At 70.2% G+C, this 25,253-nt stretch carries 22 protein-coding genes and 2 pseudogenes; 9 read left to right on the top strand and 15 right to left on the bottom strand.

From position 1 onward, the window contains the following. Positions 1-70: 70 nt before the first annotated feature. Positions 71-163, top strand: a pseudogene (locus ACIRR9_RS19050) (RidA family protein); the annotation flags it as partial. A 140-nt stretch (positions 164-303) separates the two neighbouring features. Here ACIRR9_RS19050 and ACIRR9_RS19055 read toward each other — a convergent pair. Then, positions 304-2,004, bottom strand: a complete 1,701-nt coding sequence (locus ACIRR9_RS19055; RefSeq protein WP_403752959.1) for a CocE/NonD family hydrolase — start codon at positions 2,002-2,004, stop codon at positions 304-306. 93 nt (positions 2,005-2,097) lie between these two features. Between ACIRR9_RS19055 and ACIRR9_RS19060 the strand changes: the two genes are divergently transcribed. After that, positions 2,098-2,688, top strand: a complete 591-nt coding sequence (locus ACIRR9_RS19060; RefSeq protein WP_359219304.1) for a TetR/AcrR family transcriptional regulator — start codon at positions 2,098-2,100, stop codon at positions 2,686-2,688. A 58-nt stretch (positions 2,689-2,746) separates the two neighbouring features. Here the strand turns inward: ACIRR9_RS19060 and ACIRR9_RS19065 are convergent, their stop codons facing one another. The 9 genes from ACIRR9_RS19065 to ACIRR9_RS19105 form a co-directional block, all read right to left on the bottom strand. Then, positions 2,747-4,306, bottom strand: coding sequence for a class I adenylate-forming enzyme family protein (locus tag ACIRR9_RS19065; protein WP_403752962.1), 1,560 nt, complete (start codon positions 4,304-4,306; stop codon positions 2,747-2,749). A gap of 23 nt (positions 4,307-4,329) precedes the next feature. Beyond that, complete coding sequence (locus ACIRR9_RS19070; RefSeq protein WP_401347967.1) at positions 4,330-4,806, bottom strand: hypothetical protein; 477 nt, start codon at positions 4,804-4,806, stop codon at positions 4,330-4,332. Between the two features lie 72 nt (positions 4,807-4,878). Next, positions 4,879-5,682, bottom strand: a complete 804-nt coding sequence (locus ACIRR9_RS19075; protein WP_403752966.1) for an ATP-binding cassette domain-containing protein — start codon at positions 5,680-5,682, stop codon at positions 4,879-4,881. Beyond that, positions 5,679-6,674: an ABC transporter ATP-binding protein gene (locus tag ACIRR9_RS19080; RefSeq protein ID WP_403752969.1), complete on the bottom strand. Its 996-nt coding sequence runs from the start codon at positions 6,672-6,674 to the stop codon at positions 5,679-5,681. The genes ACIRR9_RS19075 and ACIRR9_RS19080 overlap by 4 nt, the downstream gene beginning before the upstream one ends. Continuing rightward, positions 6,671-7,525: an ABC transporter permease gene (locus ACIRR9_RS19085; RefSeq protein ID WP_403752972.1), complete on the bottom strand. Its 855-nt coding sequence runs from the start codon at positions 7,523-7,525 to the stop codon at positions 6,671-6,673. Before ACIRR9_RS19085 ends, ACIRR9_RS19080 begins: the two co-directional genes overlap by 4 nt. 3 nt (positions 7,526-7,528) lie before the next feature. After that, a complete protein-coding gene (locus ACIRR9_RS19090) occupies positions 7,529-8,524 on the bottom strand; it encodes an ABC transporter permease (RefSeq protein ID WP_403752975.1) in 996 nt (331 codons plus the stop codon). A gap of 10 nt (positions 8,525-8,534) precedes the next feature. Continuing rightward, the gene (locus ACIRR9_RS19095; RefSeq protein ID WP_403752978.1) at positions 8,535-10,169 is read right to left on the bottom strand and encodes an ABC transporter substrate-binding protein; all 1,635 of its coding nucleotides are present in this window, start codon (positions 10,167-10,169) and stop codon (positions 8,535-8,537) included. Positions 10,170-10,925: 756 nt separating this feature from the next. Next, positions 10,926-12,341, bottom strand: coding sequence for an amidase (locus ACIRR9_RS19100; protein WP_403752981.1), 1,416 nt, complete (start codon positions 12,339-12,341; stop codon positions 10,926-10,928). 1,071 nt (positions 12,342-13,412) lie between these two features. Continuing rightward, entirely contained in the window at positions 13,413-14,597 is a 1,185-nt protein-coding gene (locus ACIRR9_RS19105; RefSeq protein WP_403752984.1) for a sensor histidine kinase, read from the bottom strand. Between the two features lie 160 nt (positions 14,598-14,757). Between ACIRR9_RS19105 and ACIRR9_RS19110 the strand changes: the two genes are divergently transcribed. From ACIRR9_RS19110 to ACIRR9_RS19130, 5 genes are all read left to right on the top strand, one after another. After that, positions 14,758-15,129 carry a DUF4333 domain-containing protein gene (locus ACIRR9_RS19110; RefSeq protein ID WP_403752987.1) on the top strand — a complete coding sequence of 124 codons (372 nt, stop codon included), beginning with the start codon at positions 14,758-14,760 and terminating at the stop codon, positions 15,127-15,129. Positions 15,130-15,145: 16 nt separating this feature from the next. Beyond that, positions 15,146-15,829, top strand: a complete 684-nt coding sequence (locus tag ACIRR9_RS19115; RefSeq protein WP_403752990.1) for an ABC transporter ATP-binding protein — start codon at positions 15,146-15,148, stop codon at positions 15,827-15,829. A gap of 19 nt (positions 15,830-15,848) precedes the next feature. After that, complete coding sequence (locus ACIRR9_RS19120; protein WP_403752993.1) at positions 15,849-17,864, top strand: FtsX-like permease family protein; 2,016 nt, start codon at positions 15,849-15,851, stop codon at positions 17,862-17,864. 306 nt (positions 17,865-18,170) lie between these two features. Then, complete coding sequence (locus tag ACIRR9_RS19125; protein WP_403752996.1) at positions 18,171-18,647, top strand: aldehyde dehydrogenase family protein; 477 nt, start codon at positions 18,171-18,173, stop codon at positions 18,645-18,647. A gap of 772 nt (positions 18,648-19,419) precedes the next feature. Beyond that, positions 19,420-19,608 (top strand): hypothetical protein, encoded by a 189-nt coding sequence (locus tag ACIRR9_RS19130; RefSeq protein ID WP_403752999.1) that lies wholly within the window; start codon positions 19,420-19,422, stop codon positions 19,606-19,608. A 280-nt stretch (positions 19,609-19,888) separates the two neighbouring features. Here the strand turns inward: ACIRR9_RS19130 and ACIRR9_RS19135 are convergent, their stop codons facing one another. Continuing rightward, positions 19,889-20,350, bottom strand: coding sequence for a MarR family winged helix-turn-helix transcriptional regulator (locus ACIRR9_RS19135; protein ID WP_403753002.1), 462 nt, complete (start codon positions 20,348-20,350; stop codon positions 19,889-19,891). Positions 20,351-20,476: 126 nt separating this feature from the next. Here ACIRR9_RS19135 and ACIRR9_RS19140 point away from each other — a divergent pair, with 126 nt between their 5' ends. Next, the gene (locus ACIRR9_RS19140) at positions 20,477-20,845 is read left to right on the top strand and encodes a DoxX family protein (protein WP_403753005.1); all 369 of its coding nucleotides are present in this window, start codon (positions 20,477-20,479) and stop codon (positions 20,843-20,845) included. A 262-nt stretch (positions 20,846-21,107) separates the two neighbouring features. On the opposite strand, the pseudogene ACIRR9_RS19145 reads toward ACIRR9_RS19140, so the two are convergent. The 4 genes and pseudogenes from ACIRR9_RS19145 to ACIRR9_RS19160 all read right to left on the bottom strand — a co-directional run. Continuing rightward, positions 21,108-21,640 (bottom strand): annotated as a pseudogene (locus ACIRR9_RS19145) (SDR family NAD(P)-dependent oxidoreductase); the annotation flags it as partial. Then, entirely contained in the window at positions 21,637-22,812 is a 1,176-nt protein-coding gene (locus ACIRR9_RS19150; RefSeq protein ID WP_403753007.1) for an NAD(P)/FAD-dependent oxidoreductase, read from the bottom strand. The pseudogene ACIRR9_RS19145 and the gene ACIRR9_RS19150, both read right to left, overlap by 4 nt. Then, entirely contained in the window at positions 22,809-23,006 is a 198-nt protein-coding gene (locus ACIRR9_RS19155) for a ferredoxin (protein WP_403753009.1), read from the bottom strand. The genes ACIRR9_RS19150 and ACIRR9_RS19155 overlap by 4 nt, the downstream gene beginning before the upstream one ends. A 46-nt stretch (positions 23,007-23,052) precedes the next feature. Next, a complete protein-coding gene (locus ACIRR9_RS19160) occupies positions 23,053-24,258 on the bottom strand; it encodes a cytochrome P450 (protein ID WP_403753011.1) in 1,206 nt (401 codons plus the stop codon). Positions 24,259-24,424: 166 nt separating this feature from the next. On the opposite strand from ACIRR9_RS19160, the gene ACIRR9_RS19165 reads away from it, so the two are divergent. After that, on the top strand, positions 24,425-25,120 hold the full coding sequence (locus ACIRR9_RS19165; RefSeq protein ID WP_403753013.1) for a TetR/AcrR family transcriptional regulator: 696 nt from the start codon (positions 24,425-24,427) through the stop codon (positions 25,118-25,120). Positions 25,121-25,253 lie beyond the last annotated feature (133 nt).

Below are 25,253 nucleotides of genomic sequence, written 5' to 3' on the forward strand. Positions count from 1 at the left end.
CGCGCCGGCTCTGCTGGACGGAGTGATCTGGTGCGGACGCTGCGGCACCCGCATGACCGCGCACTCCCGGGACAGAGGCGTCCACGCCCGCAGCGTGGTCGGCGTCGCAGTGCTCCCGCTGCACGCCCCCGTCGAGGTCGAGATCCAGGTCGAGCTGTCCGACCGGGACGGCGAGCCCTGCCCACGAGCCTCATGGCCGACCCATGTCTCCATGGACTGTCTCGCGACGCCCTCGACGTGGGCCGGCCGGACGCGGCCGTCCGAGCAGGATCGGGCCGCCGGATTCCCGCTTCCCGACGTCTGTCAGCCGACCTGAGCCGGTGTCTCCGGAGCCTCCGCGATGGTGATGGCGGGGAGGACGAGCCGTGCGCCGGTGAGGCCTCCGACGCCGAGGCTCTGCGTGCTCGGGATCCGCTTCGTCGTGAGCCACGGGTTGCCGTCGGTGCCCGGGTGCACGGCGGAGTGGGGGAAGTCGCTCGACTGGATCTGCAGCTGGAGGCAGTGGCCCCTGCGGAGCCGGTAGGCGTTGTCGTCCAGGGCAAGGGTCAAGGAGCCGCCCGCTCGCTCGGACAGGACTGCGCGGCCCCATGAGATCGGGCGGGTGGTGCCGTCGGGGTGCACGTCCTGCAGCTTCGCGAAGACATGCGTCGAAGGGGCCGAGAACGTGACGCGTCCCGTGAGGACCGGCTGTCCGGCGAAGTCGACGTGCTCGGTCAACGGTTCGGTGCGGAAGGTCAGCACGTCGCGCCGGTCCGCCAGGTCGCGCTCGTCGGGACAGTCGGCGAGCAGGTACCAGATCGCCTCGATGTCGGTGCTCGACGGGACGGGGTGCTCGGGGTCGTGCGTCCACGCCAGGGACGTCGCGTTCTCGTCCGGCTCAGGGTTCAGGGCGTACGTCCCCGAGCCGTGGGCGGAGAGGTGGAAGGTGAGCGGTCGGCTGGGCGGCGGGTATTCCTGGGAGGACTGCCAGCCGACGTGTCCGACGTGCCACCGGGCACGGGGACGGGGGGCTGTCGGCCGCAGCCCGTCGAGGTGCTCGTCGAAGAAGTCCGCCACTTCGCCGCACTCGGTCTCGATCTTCTCGGCGAGCGTGGATTCGCTGAGGTACGGGTTGCGCTCGTCGCCGGCTCCGACGTCCTGAAGCAGGTAACCGGAGTGGTCGGCCGAACCGGCCCGGAGGAAGTGCAGGTCGCGCTGGCCGGCCAGGGAGCGGAAGTGCCGCCAGTCACGCAGGCCGAGGGGGGCGAGGCCCGGGTCGTACCAGTTCTGCCAGTGCAGGACCGGAATCGACGTGGTGTGATACGGGTGCCGGTCACCGTAGGGGTTGTACCATCCCTGGTCCGCGGAGCGCCCGAGCATGTCCGTGGCCGCCCGGCACTCGCCTATCCGCGTGCGGGCCGCGGCGACGATGTTCTCGACGGAGTCGGCGCTCCAGTCGATCTCGGCGAGGTAGCCGTTGCGGTCGGTCCAGATCTGCAGGAGGTCGTTGAGTCCTGCGATATAGGGGACCTGCTGGCTCCACTGTGCTCCCACGTGGCCGGCGCCCATGTCGATGCCCGTGACCATCGGGACCGCCGCTCTGATGGCCGGGTGGCCGCTGGCCACGGCGGCCCAGGTGGTGAAGCCGTAGTACGACTGGCCGGTCACGCCGATCCGGCCGTTGGACCAGGGCTGTCGGGTGATCCACTCAGCCGTGTCGTAGCCGTCGGCGACATCGTAGGCGTAGGGGAGGGTCTCCCCTCCCGACCGGAACTTGCCCCGGACGTCCTGGGCCACGAAGACATAGCCGCGGGAGCGGTAGTACTCGGCCTCGAAGGTCAGGGCGGTGTACCGGCTCGACTTGTCGTAGCAGGTCCGCACGAGAACGGCGGAGTGGGTGCTGACCTCGTCCGGCAGGTAGACGTCCGTGGCCAGTTCCACTCCGTCGCGCATGGCGACCATGTGTTCCCGAGCGTGTTGCGACGGCGGCTCCGACGTCATGGTCTCGACGATGGTGAAGCTCATGGCATGCCTCCGAGATATGTTTCGGTTGTTGTATAACAGCTTCTGCGGGTTGTGTCAGGCGACGGTCGGGTGTGAAGGGCGGGGAGGTCCCAGGTGCCGCGGTACGTTGATCCGGAGGAGCGAGTTCGCGACATCGTCGTGGCCTCGCTCGAGGCTTTGAGCGAGGGAGGACTGCCCGAGCTGACGCTCAGGAAGATCGCGCAGCGGATGGGCGGGTCCAGCACGCTGATCACGCATTACTTCGCCAACCGCGAGGCCCTGCTCGACGCGGTACTGGAGTTTGTGCTGGCCGACGCGGACGCCGTCCTCGGCGAGTTGGAGAAGATCGCGGATCCCCGTGAACGGATGCGGTTCGCCCTCACATGGTTCCTGCCGGACACCGAGGACGCGTTGAGGCAGGAGCGCGCGCGGGTGGCGTTGCTGACGCACCAGGGTGCGGAACCGGTCATCCGGCGGCACCTGCAGCGCATGGAGCCGGCGATGCGAGCGGTTCTGGTGCGGGCCGTCGAGGAACTGGTCCCGGCGGACGAACTGGAAGGAACCGTCGACATGGTGCGCGTGTGGGTGTCCGGCATAGCCTTGTCCGTGGTCGAGCACCCGGAGATCTGGACCCCCGAGCGCCAGCTGGCCGCGCTGGAGCGATTTCTCAAGGTGTTGTCGTTCGTGGAACTGCCGGCCGGCTGAGGTCGGGACGCGGGTCCGCGGACCGACCGGTGTCCTCCGGCCGGTCCGCTGCCGTGCTTCAGGAGGCGCGCAGGTCCACGACGCGGTCACTGTGCGGCTCGGCACGGAGTTCCGCCTTCGCGATCTTGCCGCTGGCGGTGTAGGGGAGGCTGTCGCGGAACTCGACGTAGCGGGGGACCTTGAAGCGGGCGAGTCCCTGAAGGCACCACGCCTCGATCTCCTGCGCGGTCAGGCTCGCGCCCGGCTTGAGCACGACGACCGCCTTGACCTCCTCGTCGCGCTGGGGGTCGGGGACCGGTATGACGCCGACGTCGTCCACCTCGGGCAGGGCCATGATCTGCAGCTCGACCTCGGCGGCGGCGATGTTCTCGCCGCTGCGGCGGATGACGTCGCGCAGGCGGCCCTCGTAGTAGTGCTGCCCGTCGGCGTCCTTGCGGACGATGTCCCCGGTGCGGAACCAGCCGCCGGGCAGGAAGAGTTCGGCGTTCGCTTCGGGGCGGTTGTGGTAGCCGAGCATCATGCCGGGGCCTCGCAGGCACAGTTCGCCGGAGTGGCCCGGCTCGACCTCGCCGCCGCTCTGGTCGATGACCTTCGATTCGCGCTGGGGGAAGCACCAGCCCATGGAACCGGTGCCGACCGTGTCGGTGCGGTCGTAGGGGACGTAGGTGCCGTTGCCGACCTCCGTGCTGGCGTACACCTCGCGCGCCCGCAGGCCGAAGCGCTGTTCCAGGGGTTCGTGCAAGGAGGGTGGCAGGGCCGAGACCGGTGCCCTTTTCAGGGCGAGCTGCCCGTCGGCCTCGCTCTCCGGGAAGTCGAGCATGCCCTCGTCGATCCACGCCATGTCGATCCGGTGGTCGACGAGCCAGTTCATGAACTTGCGCCGGCTCAGCCCCGCGGTGACGTACAGGCCCCCTCCACCGGCCAGTGCCATCATCAGATAGGCCTGGTTCTGCATGTAGTAGAAGGGGTGGTCCGCCAGGATGCGCCGCGCGTCCCCGAGGGCCGAGCCGTAGACGCCGATCTGGATCCAGTAGGTGTGGGTGAGCAGACACCCCTTGGGCAGTCCGGTCGTACCGGAGGTGAACTGGATGTTGACCACTTCACCGGGATCGGCCCGGTGGGTGCGTGGCGCCGCGTCCTGCGCGATCAGCGCGGCGAAGTCGTGCACGCCCGCGACCGGTTCGCCCACGGCGATGATCCGTTCGCTCGGGACCGGACCGACGCGGTCGTCGGCGAGTGCGCCGCTGACGACGTCATCGGCGGCGACGAGCCACCGGGCGTCCGCGTCGCTCAGGACGAAGTCGATCTCCCGGGGGGTGTACTTCGGGTTCATCGGCACGGCGACCGCGCCGGCTTCGATGACCGCGAGCCAGGTCAGCGGAAACTCGACCTGGTTGCGCAGCATGATGCCGACCTTCTGGCCGGGTGTGACGCCCAGGCGTTCGAGGCCGGTGCGCACCCGGCTGATCCGCTCGCGCAGCTCGGCCCACGTCAGGGTGGGGCCGCCGCCCTCGAGGTGGGTGAGGGCGACGTTGTCCGGCCACTGCTGGGCCGCGTAGTCCAGTGCCTCGGGGATGTTCTTGCCGAGGAGGTACTGCTGGTGCTCGTTCAGTTCCATGCTTTCGGCCTCTCTACGGCGGTTCAGACGGTGGACCACAGGGCACGCAGCGTCGCGACGAATCCCGGCCGCTCCCGGCCCCGGACCTCCGCACGCAGGTCGGTGACGACGAGGTGGCCCTGTTCCCCGCGGTCGATGACCTCGCGGACGTGACCGTGGATGCGGAACGGGTCGGTGGTGCGGATCACCGAGACGAAGCGGACGTTGTCCAGTCCGTAGTTCCAGGCGATCCACGGGCCTTCGGACCACACGGAGTGGTTGCACAGCACGTCCAGCAGGCTGAGCAGGTGGAAGCCCTCCACCAGGTCCTCGCCGTACCCGTCCTCGCCTTCGTAGGCGTGCGGGTACTGGTCGTGGTACGACGCCTTCTCGAAGTCCTTCGCGCGGTCGTCGTCGACGACGAACCAGGGCGTGGTGAACGTTCCGTCCAGCAAGGCCGGTGCTTGGGAGGGGTGGGGCACGGTGAGTGTCGTGGCTCCCTCGGTGGAGAGGATGCCCATGGTCGGCTCCTTTGTGTAGCGGCTGCTTTACTACGAGGGCATGTGTCCGCCCGGACCTTGGCGGACGGCGGGTCAGGCGCGTCGGCGCCGGGGCTGCCAGCCAGGCCTGGGCACCGCGTCGAGCAGTTCCTGTGTGTAGGGGGCCCGGGGGTGGTCCAGTACCTCGGCGGTGCGGCCCTCCTCCACGACGCAGCCGTGCTGCATGACCAGGCAGTGGTCCGTGACCTGGCGTACCACGGCCAGGTCGTGCGAGACGAACAGGAAGGCCACCGTGGTGCGTTCACGGATGTCGGAGAGCAGGTTCAGCACCTGCGCCTGCACACTGACGTCGAGGGCGGCGACGGCCTCGTCGAGGATGAGGATCTCCGGTTCCAGTGCCAGCGCCCGGGCGATGGCCACGCGTTGCCGCTGCCCGCCGGACAGGTCGCGGGGGAGCCGGGCCGCGTGCTGTTCGTCGAGCCCGACCTCGGCCAGCAGGCCCGTCGCCCGTTCCAGGGCCGCGGCGCGTCCCAGCCCGATGCGTACGCGCAGGAGTTCCGTCAGACCGGCGCCGATGCGCTGGCGCGGATCCAGGGAGGCGAAGGGGTCCTGGAAGACCATCTGCACGGGGCGGGCCGACCGCTTCCCGCTCCCGGTGACTGTGACCGTTCCGCTGGTGGCCCGCTCCAGTCCGGCGACGATGCGCGCGACGGTGGTCTTGCCCGAGCCGGACTCACCGACGACCGCCAGTGACCCACCGCGTTCCAGGGCGAAGCCGACGTCGTCGACGGCGATGACCGCCTTGCCGTCACGGGAGCGGGTGGGGAACTCCTTGCGCAGGTGCTCCACGATGAGCGCGGGGCCGGTGTCCCGAGCCAGGATCGCTGCCTCGGTCATGAGTGCACCGCCTGGGGAAGTTCCGCGCTGATCTGTTCCACTCGATGGCAGGCGACCAACCGGTCCTCCACGGTGCGCAGTCGGGGCCGGTCCTGCCGGCATTCCTCGGTGGCGAAACGGCAGCGCGCGGCGAACGCGCAGCCCGGTCCCGCCTCGTACGCCGAGATCGGCCGGCCCGGGATCGGCTGCAGCCGGGTGACCGCCGTCGTGCTGGGGCGGCAGGCGAGCAGCCCCGCGGTGTACGGGTGCAGGGGACGGGAGTGGACCTCCGTCGTGGCTCCGCGCTCGACGACTGTCCCGGCGTACATGACGGCCAGGGAATCGGTCACGGCGGCGGCCAGGTCCAGGTCGTGCGAGATGAACAGCAGACCGAGGTTCCGCTCCCGGATCTGCTCCTGCAGGATCGCCATCACCTCCGACTGCACTGTCACGTCCAGAGCCGTGGTGGGCTCGTCCGCGAAGACCAGCTTGGGGGAGGGCAGCAGCGCCGCCACGATCATCATGCGCTGCAGCAGACCGCCGGAGAGCTGGTGCGGGTACTGCGTCAGGCGGTGTTCCGGATCGGTGATGCCGATACTCGTCATGAGCTCGCAGGCACGCTGCCGGGCCTCCCGCGGGCCGAGCAGCCTGCCGGCCACGACGCCCTCGACGAGGAAGTCGCCGACGGTGCGCAGCGGGTTGGTGTGGGCGCGCGGGTCCTGGTGGATGAGCGCGACGTCGCGGGAGCGGTAGGCGGCGAGTTCGCGGCGTGAGAAGCCGAGTACCGACCGTCCTTCGAAGTCGATCCGCCCGGAGGTCTCGGCGTGCTGGGGAAGCAGCCGCATCGCGGACTTGACCAGCATCGACTTGCCCGAGCCGGACTCGCCGACGAGGCCCATGGTCTCGCCGGCCGCCACGGTCAGGTCCACGCCGCGGACCAGCGTGCGCTTGCTCCTGCGGTCCCCGGCCGTGATCCCGACATCCTGCATCCGAAGCAGTGGTGTGCTGGTCATCGGGTCCCTCCGAACCGCTGGGCGAGGCGCTCGCCGAGCACGTTGAACGCCACCACGGAGACGACGATGCACAGGCCCGCGGCCATGCTCTGCTGCACGGCGCCGTCCAGAACCTCGGATCGGCCGTCGGACACCATCACCCCCCATTCCGCCTCCGGCGGCTGGATGCCGAGCCCGAGGAACGAGACCGCCCCGAAGTCCATCAGAGCCGAGCCGAAACCGATGGTCGCCTGGGCCAGCACGATGGGCGCCACGTTGGGCAGCAGGTGCCGCACGCAGATCCGCCAGCTCGACAGCTCGGCCAGTTGAAGCGCCTCGATGTACGGCAGCTGCCGCTGCCGTATCGCGACGCTGCGCACCACCCGGGCCACGTACGGCGTGTAGACGATGGTCAGGGCCAGGACCGGTGCCCAGAAGCCGGCACCGAAGACGGCCGCGGCGACCACGGCCACCAGCACACCGGGAATCGCGAACAGCAAGGTCAGCGCCCGGTTCAGCAACCGGTCGACCCAGCCGCCGTGCCAGGCGGCGGCGAGCGCCAGCAACGTGCCGAGACCGGCGCTGCCGAGCACGATGATGCCGGGCCCCGCGAAGCTCAGCCGGGCTCCCGTCAGCGCCCGGGAGAAGATGTCACGGCCCAGTGAGTCGGTGCCGAACAGGTGCGCGCCGCTCGGGCCCTGACCGGCGGCGAGGACGTCGGTGGCCGCCGGGTCGTGGGGCGCGATCCACGGGCCGACCACCGCGAGGACCACCAGACAGGCGGCCACCGCGGCCGAGACGAGGAGCAGCGGGTCGCCGAGCCCTCTGCGCCCGGTGCTCCGCAGCCGGAGAGTGGCTGTGAGTGTGGCCATCGGTCAGCGTCCTTCCCTCAGCCGCGGATCCAGCAGGTGCTGACCGGCGTCCAGCAACGTGGTGACGACGACGAACACGGTGACGATCAACGCGCTGACCGCGGTCACCACCGGATAGTCCTTGGCGGAGACGCTCCTGATCAGCAGCGAGCCGATGCCGTCGATGCCGAAGGCGGGCTCCACCACCACCGTGCCGGCCACCAGACCGGCCACGGTGAGGCCGGACGCGGTCAGGACCGGCAGGGCCGCGTTGCGCAGGATGTGCCGCCGGAAGACCCAGGAGCGGGGCAGCCCGCGGCCGCGGCCGGTCACCACGTGCTCGGCCGCCGCCTCCTCGCCGATCGCGCTGGAGGTCAGCTGGATCAGATAGGCGGCGTATCCGATCGACAGGGCGACCGCGGGGAGGACGAGGTGCCACAGCCGGTCGGCGAGGCCGCTGCCCGCGCCGCCGGTCGGGAACCAGCCGAGGCTCACCGCGAACACACTGATCAGGAGGGTGGTGGCGACGAAGGCCGGCACGGCGATGCCCAGCCCGGACACGACGTTGACCAGCGGGCGCCACCGCGGGCTGGTCCCGCCGATCCCGCCGAGGAGCAGGCCCGCGACGAGGATGAGGACCGCTGACATGCCGACCAGCAGAAGCGTGCTGAGCAGCCGGGGCACGAGCAGATCCGAGACCGGCTGCCGGTAGGTCAGTGAGGTGCCGAGGTCCCCGTGCAGGGCACCGGTCAGCCAGTGCCAGTAGCGCTCCGGCAGCGGGTCGTCCAGGCCGAGCCTGGCCCGCATCGCCGCTCGCGCGGAGTCCGAGGCGTGCGGTCCCAGCAACTGGGCCACCGGGTCACCGGGGGACAGGGCGAGGACGGCGAAGAGGAGGAAGGTGGCGCACAGGACGGTGACGACCGGGCTGACCACGTACGTCACCGCGAGCGACAGGACGGGGTGACGCCACGAGACGCGGAGCCGGGCCGGCGGGCCGGCTGTGGAGGTGGACACGGACATCTCGTCGCTCCTACTTCTTCGGGGCGCCGACGTAGGCCAGCTGCGGCATGGACCAGTAGGCGAACGAGGTGATCGCGCCGGTCAGCCGGTCGCTGAGGAAGGTCGTGGTGTTCGTGGAGACGAGCGGGATCACCGTGTTCGCCTTCTCGTACAGGGCCTGCATCTCGACGACCGTCTTGGCCCGGCGCTCCCCGTCGAAGGTGCTGCGTGCCTCGTCGAAGAGCTTGGTGACCTGGGGGTTGTTGTAATCGGTGTAGTTGTAGGTCACCTTCGGCAGGTAGCTGAAGCCGATGGTCTCCAACGGGTCGGGCGCGGCGCTGAAGTTCGACGACAGCATCAGATCGACGCCCTTGCGCTTGGTGGCGTCGTAACCCGCCTGCGCGTAGACCAGTGGCTGCATGCTCTGGATCCTGATGGTGAGGCCTGCTTCCCGAGCCTGCTGCTGAAGCAACTGCGCAGTGCGCGACTGGGCGTCATCGCCCGCGGCGATCGCGAGCACGATCTGCCGGCCCTTGTAGGAGGACCCCTTGACCAGCTTCTTCGCCGCGTCCATGTCGTAGGACCGCGTGGTCTCGAAGGACCTGTACGCCTTCTCGTACACCGTACGCTGGGCGTTGGGCCAGGTCGCGGGGGTCGTCATGGTGTACAGCGGAGTGGCGGCCCCGTGGAACACCACCTTCGCGAGGGCGTCGCGGTCGATCATCCGTTCCAGGGCGGCTCGCAGGTCGCCGTCGGCCATCGGACCGTCCGGGCGGGCGACGTAGATGTTCATCGACTGCGGAGAGGGCCCGAAGACCAGGCGCCCCGCCTTGGACTTCGCCAGGGCCGGAACCGAGGAGGCGGACAGTTCGTAGGCGCCGTCGATCTCGCGGGCGTTCAGCGACTGGGCCAGGGCGGTGGCATCGGTGACGAACGTGAATCTGACCGACTGGGCGAACGGGCGCCGGGCACGGTTCCAGTAGGCGTCGTTGCGGCTCATCGTGATGCTGTCGCCGCTGAGCCACTTGTCGAGCTTGAACGGTCCGCTGCACATCAGACCGCCGGCCGGTGTGCCGAGCTTGGCACCGGCCTTCTCGACGAAGGCCTTCTTCATGACCACCATGTTGGCCAGTTCGCTGGTGAACATCTCGTCCGGCTGCTTGAACGTGATGGTGACCTGGTCGGCAGCCGTCGCCTTGATCGAGTCGACATCGGCGAAGAGATAGCTGGCGATCTTCGACGGATCGGAGGCCCATCGCAGGCTGTAGGCGACGTCCTCCGCGGTGACAGGCGATCCGTCCCAGAACTTGACGTTCGGGCGGACCGTGAGCACGAGCTTGGTCGGCGACTGCTGCTGGTAGCTCGCCAGATTGGGCTTGAGGTTGAACTTCGCGTCCAGGGTCAGCAGGGAGTCGCAGAGATCGCGCACCACCTGTCCGCTCTGTGTGGTCGCCGCGTTGGCGGGATCCAGCGTTTCCGGCTCGCCGCCGGTGAGGTTCCAGGTGATCTGGCCGACGTCTCCCTTGGCGGCGGGGAGTGAGGAGACCAGGTCGTCCGCGGAAACCGACTTCTGCCCGCCCGACGAGCCGCCGGAACACGCTGTGAGCGTGGACGCGGCCAGTACGAGGCTGAGCACCGCGGCCCTCGGGATGTGTCGTGTAGCCATCGGTACGCCCCTTCGTTGCAGCCTGCGGCCGCCTTCGAGCCAAGTTGACGGAGAATGTATGACGGGTGATGTACAACAGGCAATGCTCATCCCGGGGCTTTTCCAGGTCGTGACTTTCGTCCGAGTTGGTCCGGGTGCCGGGGGCAGGGGGCGGTCGCAGGGCACCTGCCTGCATCAAGCCGTTCCCGGTCCCGCCTGTCACGTGACAGGCGGGAGTCGACGGGGCGAGTCGTTCACCACGGCCGTCAGACCCGAGCCCCTGTTGTGGCATCACATCCGCAGGGCAGGGGCCTTGTGCCGGGCGCACGGATTGATTTTCCGGCTTCCGTGCCGAGCCGACCCGGAGGGAGCGCGAGGGCCACGCCGGGCACGGACGAAGTCGTCCGTATGCGAAGAGCCGCGTCCGCGACGGTACCCGCGTCTGCGTGAGGCATCGCGGACGGAGCGGTGGCGCACCGCAAACTTCTGGCGCCGTGGCCGATGGTCCACCCCCAGGGGGGCGTGGACCGGGTCGTCCGGCACGTACGGCCGGGGTCTCTGCCGGCGGCCGACTCCGGCGATGTGCCGTTGGCCGGCCTCTGGCCGGTATCTGCGGTGAGGTGGGGAGCTCGGGCCGCGTCGTCGGGGTAGGGGTCCGACGGGCTTACCCGGACGCGCCGGCGCCGGGAGACCGCAGCCGCCGGTTTCGGCGGGCGGTGTGGCCGGCGTTCTCCTGTCGGGTGCGTCCGGCGCGCGGTGGTGCTACGCGGGCTGAATTCAGAGTGCGGGGTGCTGGGTCCACCAGGCGGTGGCGCGTTCGTAGCGGGCGGCGGCGGAGACGACGGCTGCGTCGGCGTGCTGAGGGCCGATGATCTGGAGGCCGACCGGAAGGCCTGCCGAGGTGAATCCGCAGGGCACGGAGATGGCGGGGAGCCCTGCATGGCTGGGTGACTCGGTCAGCCGGTGCAGGTGCCATCCCGGCTCGGCGAGAGACTGTCCGTTGACGGTGGCGGGGCCACCCACGTCCCCGGCGTGGGGAAAAGCAGGGAAGGGGGTGGTAGGAGTCACCAGCAGATCGAAGTCGGCGAACACCTTCGCGTAGGCGCAGTAGATGTCGGTCTTCGTCTCGCGTCCGGTACGTCCGACATCCGCAGGTGAAAGTCGCGCCGCCCGATCGGCGATGTCCGCCGCCAGCGGCCAGACCTCGAGTTCCGCCGCGCGCATGAGCTCGACGAACGGAATGTACTCGGTGCCCCAGTAAGCGAGGAAGAACTCCATCGGGTCCGGCAGCTCCACCTGGGTCTCCTCCACGACCGCTCCGGCGGCCCGCAGGTCCTCCAGGGCGGCGGAGAAGACGCGCTGGGTCTCCCGGTCCACGGGACCGTGCAGGAGACCGTGGTCGGCCGCGATGCGCAGTCCGCTCAGATCCCCCTCGGCCAGGGCGGCCCGCGCGTACTGTTCGCCGGTGGCGGGCAGGGAGAAGCGGTCCAAGGGGTGAGGGCCGACGGTGGCGTCGAGGAGGAGCGCGGCGTCCACGACACGGCGGGCGATCGGGCCCTCGGTGCTGTCGGGCTCCGTGTTCCCGATGTGGGGAATGCGGCCGGTCGAGGGCTTGACCCCGACCGCTCCGCAGAGCGAGGCCGGTACCCGGATGGAGCCCCCGCCGTCGGAGCCCCAGGCGATCGGGGCGACACCTGCGACGGTCGAGGCTGCGGCCCCTCCGCTGGAGCCGCCTGCCGCATGGTCCGGGGCCCATGGGGTGCCGGTGGTTCCGGTCAGCTTGCTCTCGGTGACGCCGAGAAGTCCGAACTCGGGAGTCGTGGTCTTGCCCAGCAGGATCGTCCCGGCGTCCTTGAGCCGTGACCATGCGGCGGCGTCCTCGTCCGGCACATGGTCGGCGTAGGCGACGCAACCGTAAGTGGTGCGCACACCGGCCGTGTCGGTGAGGTCCTTCACCGTGATGGGAACCCCGTACAGCGGAGGCAACTCCTCCCCGGAGGCGAAGCGCCGCTCGGCCTTCAGCGCCTGCTCGCGGGCGGCCTCCGCAGTGACCGTCACCATGACGTTCAGGCGGGAGTCCACCTGCTCCAGGCGATCCAGCGCCGCGCCGACCACCTCGACCGGCGACAACTTACGGCTCCTGTACAGCTGTCCGAGTTCGTGTGCGCTGAGCCACGTGAGGTCGTCGGGCACTGGGGATTCTCCCTCGCTGGTTTTAGTGAAGCACTCGTTATATGAACGCGTCCGCCTCGCTGCGTCAAGGGGTGCGGCGAAAGCCCACGGCCGGTCAGTGCCTGTGGTGCACCAGGTGCCATACGGTCTACGAAGGTGCCGCAGGCAGGGCTGGGAGCTGCAGAGATCTCTGCGCATCGCCCTTGCCACAGGTGGCGAAGCCAATGGAGCCCGGGGATCCGCGTTCAGGAGCCGAGGGGTGGAACGAGACGCACGTCACTGTGGAATGCAGCCGGCCCCGACCGTATCGGTGGAGCGATTCCGCGATGTCCGGCACCCAGGGCAGCGGATCCGTCCTCGGACTTGGATGCCGGAGCCCGACCTTGCCGCCGCCGAGCCGGGGTCTCTCGTCGCGCTGGCCGTGGCCTGCGAGGAGACCGCTGAGCGGATCGGCGGCCCGGAACATCTGAGCGGCGTCGATGTCGCCGCGTACTCGCCTCAGGACGTGCGTCCCGTCCCAGGAGGGGGCGGACAACCGTGGGTGGTGTGTCTGGCGAGGGCGCGGGTGATGACGGCGGCGCCTCCGGGCCCGTCGTTCTCTGCGATGTGCGGGGAGATCCAGCCGGGGGAGACGGATCCGGTGGTGAGTAGCGCCGTGGGGTTCGGTTCGAGATCGGCGAGGGCCTGCACTGCGGCGCCGACGAGGGGGCTGCCCTGGTTCTCGCGGGCGACGTAGAGGTGTTCGACGCCTCGGCCGCCGATGCCGAGGGCGGCGATGCGGTCGAGGCGCTTGTCGACGGCGGCGTAGGGGTGGCAGCGGCAATGGTCACTGGTCGCTCCCGACGATGAGGTGGGCGATGGTGGTGGCGTCGGGCGGCCGGCCCGTCAGCGCGGCTGGTGGTGTGTGCCTGGCGGGCGCGTTGAGGGGCGCGCGGATCTGCGGCGGCTCGTTACACCCTGGACGGCCGTCGTTCGACAGCCTGCTTGTCCGATCGCTCCTTCGGCGGTCGCGGCGCCGGTCGGGCCTGCTCCGTCGGCGGTGACCGGTGGCAGTGGCGGGGCCGGAGGGCCGCCAAGTGGCGGCGGCCTTCTTCAGGATCTCCGCGCCGGAAACACCGCCCGCACCTGCCACCCCACGCCGCCCCGCGGCCCGGCGTCCAATCGGCCGCCCAGCGCGGTCACCCGCTCCTGCAGACCGACGAGGCCGAAGCCGCCACCGTGCGCGGCCGCAGGAAGCTGGGTGTGCCCGCGACCGTCGTCTGCCACCGTCACCTCCAGCCGGCCGACGTGGTCTCGCAGCCAGACGTCGACATATGTGGCGTCGGCCGCATGCCGCCGGATGTTGGTCAGTGACTCCTGGACTACACGGAAGGCCGCGGCCTGCGTCTCATGGGGGAGGCCGTCGGACACGGCGGGGTCGCGGCGCAGGACGGCCCTCTGGCCCGGGGTCGCGAACCCCCCGACCAGTTCGGCGATGCCCTCGAGGTCGCCGACCGGGCGGCGATCGGCTGCCTCGGGGCCGGTGTCGCGGAGGACGCCGACCGTGCGGCGCATGGAGGCGAGGGCCTCGGTCGCGGCGCGTTCGATGCCGGCCAGGACGGGGTCCAGTTCCTGTGGCTGGGTGGACGTCATCATGCGGGCCATCTGTGTCTGCACGAGGATGCCGGTCACGTGGTGGGCGACGAAGTCGTGCAGGTCGGCGGCGATCGCCAGCCGCTCCTGGCGGCGTGTGTCGGCGACGGCGACGGTGCGGCGGTAGTCCATCGAGCGCAGATAGCCCGCGAGCCCGGCGACGAGCCCCACCAGCAGCAGGCCGATCATCTGCAGGCCCAGCAGGTCACTGCTGAGCTTCACGTCGCCGCGCGCAGGAAGGGCCAGCAGTGCGACAGCGCTGAGGACGCCGCACACCAGAGCCCAGCGGGGCGAGCAGTGCCGTACCGCGATGAAGAGCAGGGTCAGCAGGATCACGATCTCGCCCGGCCCGAACACGACCGGCCCGTGGACCAACAGCGACGCGGCCGTGAGGAGGGCCGAGGCGAGAGCGGGCACGCCGGTGCGCACCTGCGGGGTGAGCCACTCGGGCCGCCGCCCGGCCGGCCACAGCACGCCGGCCAGCCCGACGAGCACCACGGCCAGGGTCTGCCAGACGGGGCCCAGTCCGGGCAGGACGCTCGTTCCGTCGGAACCCGCGTAGAGAACCACGTCGACGACGGCCGCGGCGAGCAGGACCCCTACGGCGAGGCCATGGGCGCAGCCCCGGGCGGAAACATGCTTCATGCCGATCACCGTAGGCCAGAGCCGTGGCGGCGGGATCGGCCGAATGGCCGAGGCGCCCAGCGGGTCCGGCCCACGATTCCGGCCGTTCGGCCGAGGCGCGCGGCCGGGCACCCGGGCGAGTGTGGTGCTGCTTCCTCACCACGGACACCAGGAGTACGAGATGCAGCGCAGCAAATTCGCCGTCGGCGCCGTCGGCGGTGTGACCGCAGTGGTCGCCCTGGGAGGCCTCGGAACGCATCTGCTCTCCGGCACCGAGTCCACCACCCGCCTGGACGAGTACAGCACGGCATCCGTCGACGGTCACACGGTGCTCGCGGCGAACATCGTTGCAGGCCGCACCGAGAGCAAGTACCACCCGCTGCCCTGGATCGGCGACAAGCTCTCCCGAGTCACCTGCCCGACCGGGCTCAAGGCCGTGGCCGGAGCCACCCTCACCTGCACCGGCGAGAAGAGCGGCGGTGGGACCGTCGAGATCCCGGTCCGTGTGGTCAAGGCCGACGCCAAGCGCGTCACCTGGAAGTTCGAGCGCTGAGAAGGGGGCCACGACAATGAGTACCGTTCTGGCCGGACACGGCCTCGTCAAGAAGTACGGCTCCACCACCGCCCTGGCCGGCGTGGACATCGAGGTGGGCGAGCGCGACTCGCTGGCGATCATGGGCCCGTCGGGTTCCGGTAAATCCACCCTGTTGCATGTCCTGGCGGGCATCATCCGCCCCGACGATGGCCAGGTGCTGCTGTGCGGCGAACGCGTGGACAAGCTCGGCGAGAACCGGCTCAGCGAACTGCGCCGCAAGCGGTTCGGGTTCGTGTTCCAGTCCGGCCAACTACTGCCGGAACTGCCCGCCGAGGAGAACGTGGCGCTGCCGCTGATGCTGGAGGGCATGCCGCGCGATGAGGCCGTCGCCCGCGGCCGCCGTTGGTTCGCACCGCTGGGTCTGGACGGGCTGGAGCGTCGGCGCCCCGGCCAGCTCTCCGGCGGACAGGCGCAGCGGGTCGCCATCGCCCGCGCCCTGGCCGTCGAACCGGACGTGGTCTTCGCCGACGAGCCCACCGGCGCCCTGGACCAGCGCACCAGCACCGAGGTGGTCCAGCTGCTGACCTTCGCGACCCGGGAGACGGGTGCCGCCTTGGTGATGGTCACCCATGACGCCGACGTCGCCGCCCTCTGCGACCGCGTCCTCCAGGTCCGCGACGGCCGGATCAGCGGCCACAGCCAGTTCACTGTCGCCTAAGCCCACCGGAACAGCCGCCATGCCTTCCCCCGTCCTGCCCCTGACCTGGCACCTCGCCAAAGCCTCAGGCCGCCGTGGCCTGCACTCCCAGCTGCTCGCGGCCGGTGCCGCCGCCGTCGGCTCCTTCCTCCTCCTGGTGATGACCGCCGCCGCCCTCGGCGCGGGGGCCCGCGCCGACCACACCACCTGGCGCACCCCCGACGCCGTACCGCTGAAGCGGGCGACGGCTGTCCAGGCCACGACCATCACGTATGTCCGCGATGAACCGGTCACCGTGGTCAACCTGGCTCGGCTGCCCGGCCGCGCCCCGACCCCCGCGCCCCCAGGCCTGAACGACTTCCCGAAGCCGGGCGAGGTGTACGTCTCCCCGGCCCTGGGCGAGCTGCTGCACAAGCTCCCCGCCGATCAACTCGCCGACCGGTTCCCGAAGGTGAGGTCGCCCGGCACGATCGGCGCCGCAGGTCTCGCCTCGCCCGACGAACTGGTGGCGGTGGTCGGACGGGCGCCCGGCGACCCGGCCGTCTCCGGGACGGCCGGGAACCAGAACTACTACGACGAGGGACTGACGCAGCGCGCGCCGGTCTCCGGGTTCACCGGGACCCGGGCGAGCGTGTTCACCGGCATCGATCAGGGGACCGTGCTGCTGGGGGTGGTACTCCTCGTCATGCCGGTGGTCGTGCTGGCCTCGGCCGCCGGACGGCTCGGCGCGGCCCGGCGTGAACAGCGCCTCGCCGTGCTGCGGCTGGCCGGGGCGACCCCGCGGCAGATCCTCGCCATGACCGCGGTCGAGGCGGGGGGAGTCGGTGCGGGTGGTGCACTGGCCGGTGCGCTGGCCTACGTGGTGCTCCTGCCCGCGCTGGCCGAGATCCCGTACGGCGTCGGCTCCTGGTACACGGAGCAGGTGTGGGTGGGGCCGCTGTGGCTCGCGGCGGTGGTGCTGGCCGTCACGGCACTGATCACCGTGAGCGCGGTGACGATGCTGCGTCAGGTGGCCACCGCGCCCCTGGGCGTCGCCCAGCAGGCCGCCCCGCGCCGCACCCGCGCTATCCGCCTGGTGCTGTTCGTCGCCGTCCTGCTCTTCGTCTGGATGTCCACGGGCGACAGCGGTCAGCTGAAGACCCGGCAGCTGCTCGCTCTGCTGGCGCTGTTCTACGGCGGGTTCTGGCTGTTCGGTCCCTGGGTCGTGGACCGGCTGGGCCGGATCGTGGGCCGCCGGGCCAAGCGCCCGGCCACGCTGCTGGCCGCCCGCCGGCTCAGCGACGACCCGCGCGGGGCCTGGCGCACCGTCAGCGGCCTGGTGCTCGCGGGATTCGTGGCCGGGTTCTTCTCCGTCAGCACGCTCGGCGCCGACGGCCCGAGCCACCACGGCCAGGTCGCGGTGATCACCGCGAACCCGGCCGACGCCCGGCACACGGCCACCCGGGCCCGTACCCTCCTGCGCCGGGCCGATGTCACGGCGACCGTCACGGTCACGAGCGAGAACGACTACGACAGCCTGCTGGGCGGCGTGGACGGCGTGATCGCCCAGGTCTCCGGCAGCCCGGAGAGCGTCGACACCGCCGTCACCGCCCTGACCCCTCTCGGGTCCGGCAGGTATCCGTTCACGCGGGAGTACGTGTCCGCGCCGGACGACACGGTCACAGCCCGCGTCGCCGCGGTCAGCACCGCGACCCTGGCGTTGAGCTTCTTTGTCGCGGCCGCTTCGGCCGGTCTCACGGCCGCCGCGAACGTCCTTGACCGGCGCCGGATCTACGGTCTGTTGCGACTGTCCGGTACCCCGCTGGAGGTGCTGGACCAGGCCCGGACCCGCGAGACCGTCATCCCTCTGGCCGTCCTGGCCGGCGGCACCACCGCGATGGGCGCCTTCGGCGCCACGCAACTGAACAAGGCGGCCGGCACCACCATGAATGCCGTCGGCGCCCTGCAACTGCTGATCTGCCTGGCTGTCGGCGCGTTGGCCATGCTCGCCGCGATCGCCGGCAGTCGACCGCTGCTACGGAAGGTGACGGCAGGTCCGGTACAGACGGAGGCCTGACGCCGTGCGAGTTGCCAAGGCCGGTTTGAATGCTGGGCAGGCCCCGGCGCTGCGCGCGCTGACCACTCCGACGAGAGTCCACGCATGAAACCGTTCAGTTTCCGACGACTCATCGGTCGGTGTCGGCAGACATGGGCTCATACGGGTCGGCGGGTAGCGCCGGAACGACGACTCCGCTGAATCGCAGGAAAAGCGGGAGGGCGTCAAGGCAGCCCGCAACGAGGGGGCGAAGGATGCGAACGCCGAGGCCTCCAAGACGGGAAAACGTCCCACTGCCTCCTCGGAGGCGCCGTACCGCAAGGCCGAGTGGGTCCTGAGTGCCCCGCGTCCTCGGTCACCATCCCGCATCTTCGCCAGGGCGTGCTCCTGCGCGTCGTCGATGCGCTGGAGCGGCACGCCGACGTCCTGGCGAGCGCCGAGGCGGCGGACACCAGCAGTCCCGGCGCCCGCTGCCCTGCCGACGAACTGCCCGCGAGCGCCGACGTGCTGCGCTGCTTCGCCGGCGCCGCGCGCAACCTGCTCGGCGGGGCGGCCGCCGAGTGCACTCCCGGCCGCACGTCGGTGCTGCGCCGGGAGCCCATCGGCGTCTGCGCGCAGATCGCCCCGCGGAACTACCTGCAGATGACGGCCGTGCGGAAGATCGCCCTCGCGCTCGCCGCCGGCAATACCGTCGTCCTCGAACCGTCCGACACCACACCCTCCTCTGCCACGCTCCTGGCCGACCGACCAGCTGGCCTCCGAGCACCTGCCCGGTGTGCGCCATCGGACCCACGACGCCTTTAGCCGAGCGGGCGACTCAGCAGGTCCCCGGCGGCCCCGACGATCCGGTCGCCGACTTCGGCCCGCTCAACAACGGAGACCAGCTCACCTCCGTACGGCGTCTGCTACAGACCCTGCCCGACCACGCCGAGGTCGTCACCGGATAGCGCTGCCGGAACGCCCCGGGTTCTTTCACCGGCGAGTCCGAGGCCTTCAGACTGGCCAACGCGGTACCGCGGGGCTCGTCGTCAGCGCCTGGGCACGCGGCCACGAGCGGACCATGCGCGCGGACCGCGCTGCGCGCCGGGATCGTAATGACCCCGTACCCACGGCACCGCGGTGTCGGAGGTGCCACACGGAGGCGTGCGGCACTCCGGTCACGGCAGTGACCCGTCGCTCACCGGGATGCGCGCATGCGCACAGGTCGAGCACGTCATGCCATGACGCGCAGGCCACTCGCCGTCGCCGACCGGTTCGCGCCGCGGCGGCTCTCGCCGGCGGTGGTGTGGATCCTCGGTGTCGCGGTGAGCCCCGACAGCGGGAGAACACTCGACCTCGGCCACCCGCAGTGGTCGAACTTCAGCGAGGCGTGGCGACAGGGAGGCTTCGGTCAGTACCTGAGGTCGAGCCTGATCATCACGGGCACGGCGGTGACCGCCTCGACCGTGCTGGCGATCCTCAGCGGCTACGCCTTCGGGGTGCTGGGCGTGGTGGGGGAGAAGGTCCTCTTCCCGGTCCCTGATCCTCGTCTCCGACCCGTCCCATCAGCCCATCACCCTCGGACATCGTCTACGGCGTGGCCCTCGGCGTCGAGTACGCCCACCGGCACACCTTCACCACCCGCACTAAGGCGCGGCTGAAGATCGCCACCTGGATCACCGGCTTCTGCGACACCCGTCGGCTGCACGGCGTGTCCGGATACAGGAGCCCGATCGACTGCGAACGTGACCATCAGGCCGACGCCGCTGCGGAGTTGGGCACTTAAAAGATCTCCACGGCGTGAGGGGATCCGACAGCATCGACAACCCCTGGAGCCGTCCATCTGCCTGGCACCCGTGCCAGCGTCCTGCCCCTGCACAAGCTGCGTGAGAAGGTCACTGTCCACGGCACCTGCATCGGCGCCTGTGGCGCATCGACGGCGCCGCGGTGGCCCCTTCGACGTCGTCTCCTGGCCTCACCGATGAGATCGAGCGGTGAGCGCTGCTGTCTGGCTGGAGCGTGTACCCCTGTCCTGAGTGGCGGCTCCCGAACGGGGCTGTGTCACGTCAGGCCGTCTCCGCCATACGCTGCCAGGCGGCGGCAAGTTTGCCCACGTCGAGGTCTTCGCGATGCAGATGATCCAGGACCAGTCGGCGCAACGTGGCGACGTAGACCGGCAGTGCCTGTTCCAAGCGGGTGCGCCCGGTGTCGGTGAGAACGGCGTTGAACGACCGGGCATCGTGTCGTGCCTGTTCACGCAGGAGCAGCCCCTCGGCGGCCAGGGCCTGGACGGTGCGCCCGAGCACCGGGGGCGAGACGTGACACAGGCCGGCCAGGTCGCCGAGTTTCATGGTGTGGTCGGGGGCTTTACTCAGCGCCAAGAGAACGAAGTACTCGGTCCGGGTCAGGCCCTGAGTGCGCATCGCCTTGTCGAATGCCTGCGTCATGGCCATGACGGCCGGCTGCAGAGCCGCCAGGAAGGCCTCTTCCTCCTCGGTGAAGGGTGCGGCTTCGTCACTGGGTCCCATGCGAATCACAGTAGCGCTTGCTTTCTTTCGGTAGCAAACTTATATTTTCTTTCGAAAGAAAGTTTCTCGTGTGGTCGTCGGCGTGGCCGCCTGCCGGGCTTCGACCGAGCTGGAAGGACTGAACCCATGTACGTCACCGCAGCCATCCTCAGCGTGCTGCTGACCCTGATAACGATCTCCGCCGGGGTGCCCAAGGTCAGGCTCAAGGGGGCGAGCATCGACACCCTCCAGTCGCACATGGGACTGAGCCCCGGGGCGGTCCGCCTGATCGGGCTGGCCGAGATTGCCGCCGCCGGCCTGGTCGTCGGCCTCTTCTGGCAGCCCCTGGGTATCGCCGCGGCCACCGGCTTCGCCGTCCTGACGGTCGGCGCGGCCGTCTTCCACGGCAGAGCCGGCGACTTCGCCAACCCTGACACCCGCGCGAACGCCATCGCTCCCATGGTGTTCTGCCTGCTTTCCGTCGCTGCGGCCGTCACCCTGACCCTGGCCATGTGACCCCACGCCCGGGGAGGTGGATTCGCCCGGTGGCCCCCCCTGCCCTGGAGGGGCCGCGCCCCGAGGTGATCGCCACCCCCACCCGCGCGCAGGGACTCCGGCGTCGATGCCGCCCCGGTCGTCACGGGGATCATCGCCTTCGCCCTTGGCGGCAGTTGATCGGCAACGGTTGACGCAGCACCGACTACCGTCGCTGAGGCGTCATCGACGCGGCCGCCGCGCGGCGGACTCAGTAACCCCCTCTGATCCCCGGATTCGACCCTTCCCGGTACATGACCGCGGTCGACTTGGTCAGTCCGACGAGACCATGCTTGGAGACGGTGCAGGCAGTGCGGCGCTGCCGCGCAGACCGGCCTCGGAGGCCGTGTTGACGATGGCGCCCCTTCCGTCGTTCAGCAGGTGGGGCAGGGTGGCGCGGGTCAGCAGGAACGGTGCGGTGAGGTTGATGCGGATGACCCGTTCCCACTCCGTGTCACCGACGTCGGCCGTGGCGGTCATGCTGTCCATGATTCCGGCGTTGTTCACGAGTACGCCGAAGCCGCCGAAGGACTCGACCGCGGTGGTGATCACCTCGTCGACGGTGTTCTGGTCGCTCAGATCGCCGACGACCGCCCGCGCGATACCGCCGTCCGCTTCTCTCTCCTTGACGACGGTCGCGGCGCGGGTGGAGTTGATGTCGGCGACGAGGACCTGCGCACCGTGGCCTGCGAAGCGCAGTGCAGCGGCACGTCCGATGCCCGATCCGGCGCTGGTGACGATGACACCTCGCCCTTCGAAGCCGGTGATGTCGCTCATGCCGCCACTCCTTTCGGAAGCACCTCGTGCCAGGGTGCTCGGGTGGCGATGGCCCGTTGCCAGGGCCGGATGGCCTTGGGCGGCATGCCGAGGGAGAGGACGCCGGTGAGGTGGTCGCCGGTGCGGTAGACGGCGGTGAACTTCCTTTGCTTCAGGCTGCCTTCGACGACCCGCACCTCGTCGTGGCCGCGCAGGTAGCCGTAGGCGCGGATCTTCATGTCGTACTGGTCGGACCAGAAGTAGGGGACGGGGGCGAACGACCGCCGGGCGCCGAGGAGGTTGCGGGCGGCGGCCATGCCCTGCTCGGCGGCGTTGGTGCGGTGCTCGATGCGCATCGACGTGTCGAAGAGCGGGTTGTGCCACCGGGCCACGTCTCCCGCCCCGTAGACACCGGGGGCGGCGGCGCAGTACTCGTCGCAGACCAGCCCGTCGTCCAGGCGCAGCCCGCTTCCGGTCAGCCATTCGGTGTTGGGCTGGGAGCCGACGGCGACCAGTACCGTCTCGGCTTCGATCAGGCTGCCGTCCACCAACCGTACGCCGGTGGGGATCACCTCACTCACGCCGGTGCCGGTGTGCAGGTCGACGCCGTGGTCCAGGTGAGCCTGGGAGAGGACGCGCCCGATGTCCTCGCCGACCGCGTGGGCCAGGGGGACCGGGGCGGGTTCGAGGAGGGTGACGCGGGTGCCGAGCGAGACCGCTATGGCGGCGGCTTCGGCCCCGAGGAATCCGGCGCCGACGACGGCCAGGGTGCGGCCCGGGCCGAGGCGGTCCCTGAGGGCCAGGGCGTCGTCCAGGGTACGCAGGGTGTGGGCCGGTGTGCCGGGGAGCTGCCGGGGGCGTACACCGGTGGCCACGATCAGGCCGTCGTACGGTACTTCAGTGCCGTCGGCGAGCAGCACGGTCCGGGCCGCGGTGTCCGCTCCGATGGCCTGGTGGCCGTAGCGGGCGTCCAGACCGAGGGCGTCGAGATCGGCCGGGGTGCGCAGGGGGAGTCGGTCGGGAGCCCAGGCGCCGGAGAGGATCTCCTTGGACAGGGGCGGCCGGTCGTAGGGGATTCCCGGTTCGCCACCGATGAGGGTGATGGTGCCGGTGTGGCCCTCCCGGCGCAAGGTTTCGGCGGCGGCCAGGCCGGCCGCGGAGGCGCCTGCTATGGCGACGCGGGCGGGGTTCACGACTCGACCAGCCGAATGGCGGCGGCCGGGCACACGGTCGCCGACTCGCGGACGGCGTCGTGGAGTTCGGCCGGCGGGGTCTGGTCGAGGAGGACGACCATGCCGTCCTCGTCGCGCTGGTCGAAGACGTCCGGGGCGAGCAGTACGCACTGGCCCGAGGCGACACACTTGGGGACGTCGACTTCTACATGCATGATGGTTCTTCCCTGTTCTTCTCGTGGGGGGATCGGGTGGTTTCGGTCACCAGGTGACGGGGAGTTCGCTTACGCCGTAGACGCCGGTCTCCTGTTTGAACGCGATCTCTTCGAACGGCACGGCGATCTTCAGATCGGGGAGTCGGCGGAAGAGTTCGGGCAGGGCGATCTGGAGTTCGGCTCGGGCCAGGGGCTGGCCGAGGCACTGGTGGATGCCGTAGCCGAAGGCGAGGTGCTGGCGGGCGTTGGCGCGGGCCAGGTCGATGTCGTCCGGGTCGTTGAAGACGCCCGGGTCGCGGTTGGCGACGTTGGTGGAGATGATCACGCCGTCGCCCGCGCGGATGGTGACGTCGCCGATGGTGACGTCCTCCAGGGCCGTGCGGCGCAGACCGACGTGCACGATGCTGAGGTAGCGCAGCAGTTCCTCCACGGCGGCCGCCGCCTGCTCCGGTCCGGCCAGTAGATACGGGATCTGGTCGGGGTTCTGCAGCAGGGTGATGGTGCTCAGCGCGATCATGTTCGCGGTCGTCTCGTGGCCGGCGAACAGCAGGAAGGCCCCCAGGCCGGCGGCGTCCTCGTCGGTGATGACGCCCTCGTCCACCTGAGCGGCGAGCCGGGTGGCCACGTCGTCGCCGGGCGTGTCGCGCTTGGCCCGCACGAGGCCCAGCAGGTATTCGCCGAGGCTGGCGAAGGCCCGTTGGAACGCCTCCGGAGAGGTCGTGATGTTGACCAGGATCGCCGACTCGCGCTGGAAGAACGCGTGGTCCTCGTAGGGCACGCCCAGCAGTTCGCAGATCACCAGGGACGGCAGCGGCAGGGAGAAGTGCTCGACGAGGTCGACCGGGCCGCTCTGCTTGCGCATGGCGGTGAGGAGTTCGTCGGTCATGCGGGCGACGCCCGGGCGGAGCGCGTTGACGCGCTTGATCATGAACTCCCGGGTCAGGGTGCGGCGCAACGTCGTGTGGACGGGGGCGTCGAAGTTCTGGAAGAAGCCGCGCAGGGGCTCGGTCTGGCCCTCCCTGATGTTGGGTGCTTTCGGGTGGGACGGTGCGGTGCTGAAGGCCGGGTGGCCCAGCACGGTACGGGCGTCCTCCCAGCGGGTCACCAGCCAGGGGCTGAGCCGGCCGTCGTAGAGCGAGACCCGGGTGACGGGCTGTTCCTCACGCAGCTGGGTGTACAGCGGCGGCGGGTCCAGAGGGGCGTCCTTCGGGCGCGTGAGGACGAACGCGGGGGAGGACGGAGTCGGGGGCATGGGTGCTCCTCTCGTTACTCACCTAACGATGTTAGGTGGTTACCTGGATAGACTAACAGTGTTAGGTGGTCTGGCGACTGGTGGTGGTTACCGGCATCGCGGTTTTGACCGAAAATGGATTGAGGCGATGGAGGTGGGTGGCTGGATGGCAAAGGGAGGGGAGCGCGTGGAAGAAAGACAGGAGCAGAATCGGCGGGTCGGCAACGCCTGGGGGGAGGGGGAGCGTCTGCGGCAGGAGATCCTGGACGCCGCGGCCCGCATCCTGGAGGAGACCGGACGGGAGAACGCGCTGTCCCTACGGGGTGTCGCGCGTGAGGTCGGCATCGCCGCCCCCAGCATCTACCTGCACTTCAAGGACAAGCGTGAATTGGTCTGGACCGTGCTGGCCGACGCCTACCGCGGGCTGGCCGCGGAGATGGCCGAGGCGGGTGAGGAGGTCGCCGCCCGCGGTGGGGATCCGTGGGAGCGGGTACAGGCCACCGTCGTCGCGTACCGACGGTTCGCCGTCGACAAGCCGCGCCGGTACCGGCTCATGTTCGGACTGGAGTACGAGCCGGAGGGCCGGGCCGCCTCTGACCATCCGCTCGCCACCGTGTACCAGGCGTGGGCCGCCGCCGTGGAGACGTACCTGGCGGTGGTCGCCCCCGAGCGCTGCGCGGAGGCCCAGGTCCTGGGCACCCATCTGTGGACGGCCGTGCACGGCCAACTCGTCCTGTGGCGGACCCTGCCCCATACCAGCAGCGAATCACACTTGGCCGACCTGGAACGGTCGCTCCTCCGCCGCCTGCTCCCCGCGGCTGGGCCGGTCCGGACCGAAGAAGGGGACGTGACTGGCCCGGGGGGTGAGGGACACCCGTGTTAGGGCGTGGCCCGTTCCACGGCCCGGTGGGGTCGGCCGGACAGCACACCTAGGGCAAGAGCAAGCACGCTGGTGGCCAGACGTGGTGATTGGTCACATTTCGCGAATGGGTGACCCACCCTCCGAGCCGGCAGCG

It is taken from the genome of Streptomyces sp. NPDC101234 (assembly GCF_044767525.1).
Lineage (GTDB): Bacteria > Actinomycetota > Actinomycetes > Streptomycetales > Streptomycetaceae > Streptomyces > Streptomyces sasae.

Excerpts from the sequence above, each read along its gene's own strand:
- ACIRR9_RS19105 (WP_403752984.1), bottom strand. The coding sequence starts at position 14,597 with ATGAAGCATGTTTCCGCCCGGGGCTGCGCCCATGGCCTCGCCGTAGGG.
- ACIRR9_RS19080 (WP_403752969.1), bottom strand. The coding sequence starts at position 6,674 with ATGACCAGCACACCACTGCTTCGGATGCAGGATGTCGGGATCACGGCC.
- ACIRR9_RS19135 (WP_403753002.1), bottom strand. The coding sequence starts at position 20,350 with ATGGGACCCAGTGACGAAGCCGCACCCTTCACCGAGGAGGAAGAGGCC.
- ACIRR9_RS19090 (WP_403752975.1), bottom strand. The coding sequence starts at position 8,524 with ATGTCCGTGTCCACCTCCACAGCCGGCCCGCCGGCCCGGCTCCGCGTC.
- ACIRR9_RS19070 (WP_401347967.1), bottom strand. The coding sequence starts at position 4,806 with ATGGGCATCCTCTCCACCGAGGGAGCCACGACACTCACCGTGCCCCAC.
- ACIRR9_RS19075 (WP_403752966.1), bottom strand. The coding sequence starts at position 5,682 with ATGACCGAGGCAGCGATCCTGGCTCGGGACACCGGCCCCGCGCTCATC.
- ACIRR9_RS19155 (WP_403753009.1), bottom strand. The coding sequence starts at position 23,006 with ATGCATGTAGAAGTCGACGTCCCCAAGTGTGTCGCCTCGGGCCAGTGC.
- ACIRR9_RS19120 (WP_403752993.1), top strand. The coding sequence starts at position 15,849 with ATGCCTTCCCCCGTCCTGCCCCTGACCTGGCACCTCGCCAAAGCCTCA.
- ACIRR9_RS19140 (WP_403753005.1), top strand. The coding sequence starts at position 20,477 with ATGTACGTCACCGCAGCCATCCTCAGCGTGCTGCTGACCCTGATAACG.
- ACIRR9_RS19065 (WP_403752962.1), bottom strand. The coding sequence starts at position 4,306 with ATGGAACTGAACGAGCACCAGCAGTACCTCCTCGGCAAGAACATCCCC.
- ACIRR9_RS19085 (WP_403752972.1), bottom strand. The coding sequence starts at position 7,525 with ATGGCCACACTCACAGCCACTCTCCGGCTGCGGAGCACCGGGCGCAGA.
- ACIRR9_RS19110 (WP_403752987.1), top strand. The coding sequence starts at position 14,758 with ATGCAGCGCAGCAAATTCGCCGTCGGCGCCGTCGGCGGTGTGACCGCA.
- ACIRR9_RS19160 (WP_403753011.1), bottom strand. The coding sequence starts at position 24,258 with ATGCCCCCGACTCCGTCCTCCCCCGCGTTCGTCCTCACGCGCCCGAAG.
- ACIRR9_RS19055 (WP_403752959.1), bottom strand. The coding sequence starts at position 2,004 with ATGAGCTTCACCATCGTCGAGACCATGACGTCGGAGCCGCCGTCGCAA.
- ACIRR9_RS19095 (WP_403752978.1), bottom strand. The coding sequence starts at position 10,169 with ATGGCTACACGACACATCCCGAGGGCCGCGGTGCTCAGCCTCGTACTG.
- ACIRR9_RS19115 (WP_403752990.1), top strand. The coding sequence starts at position 15,146 with ATGAGTACCGTTCTGGCCGGACACGGCCTCGTCAAGAAGTACGGCTCC.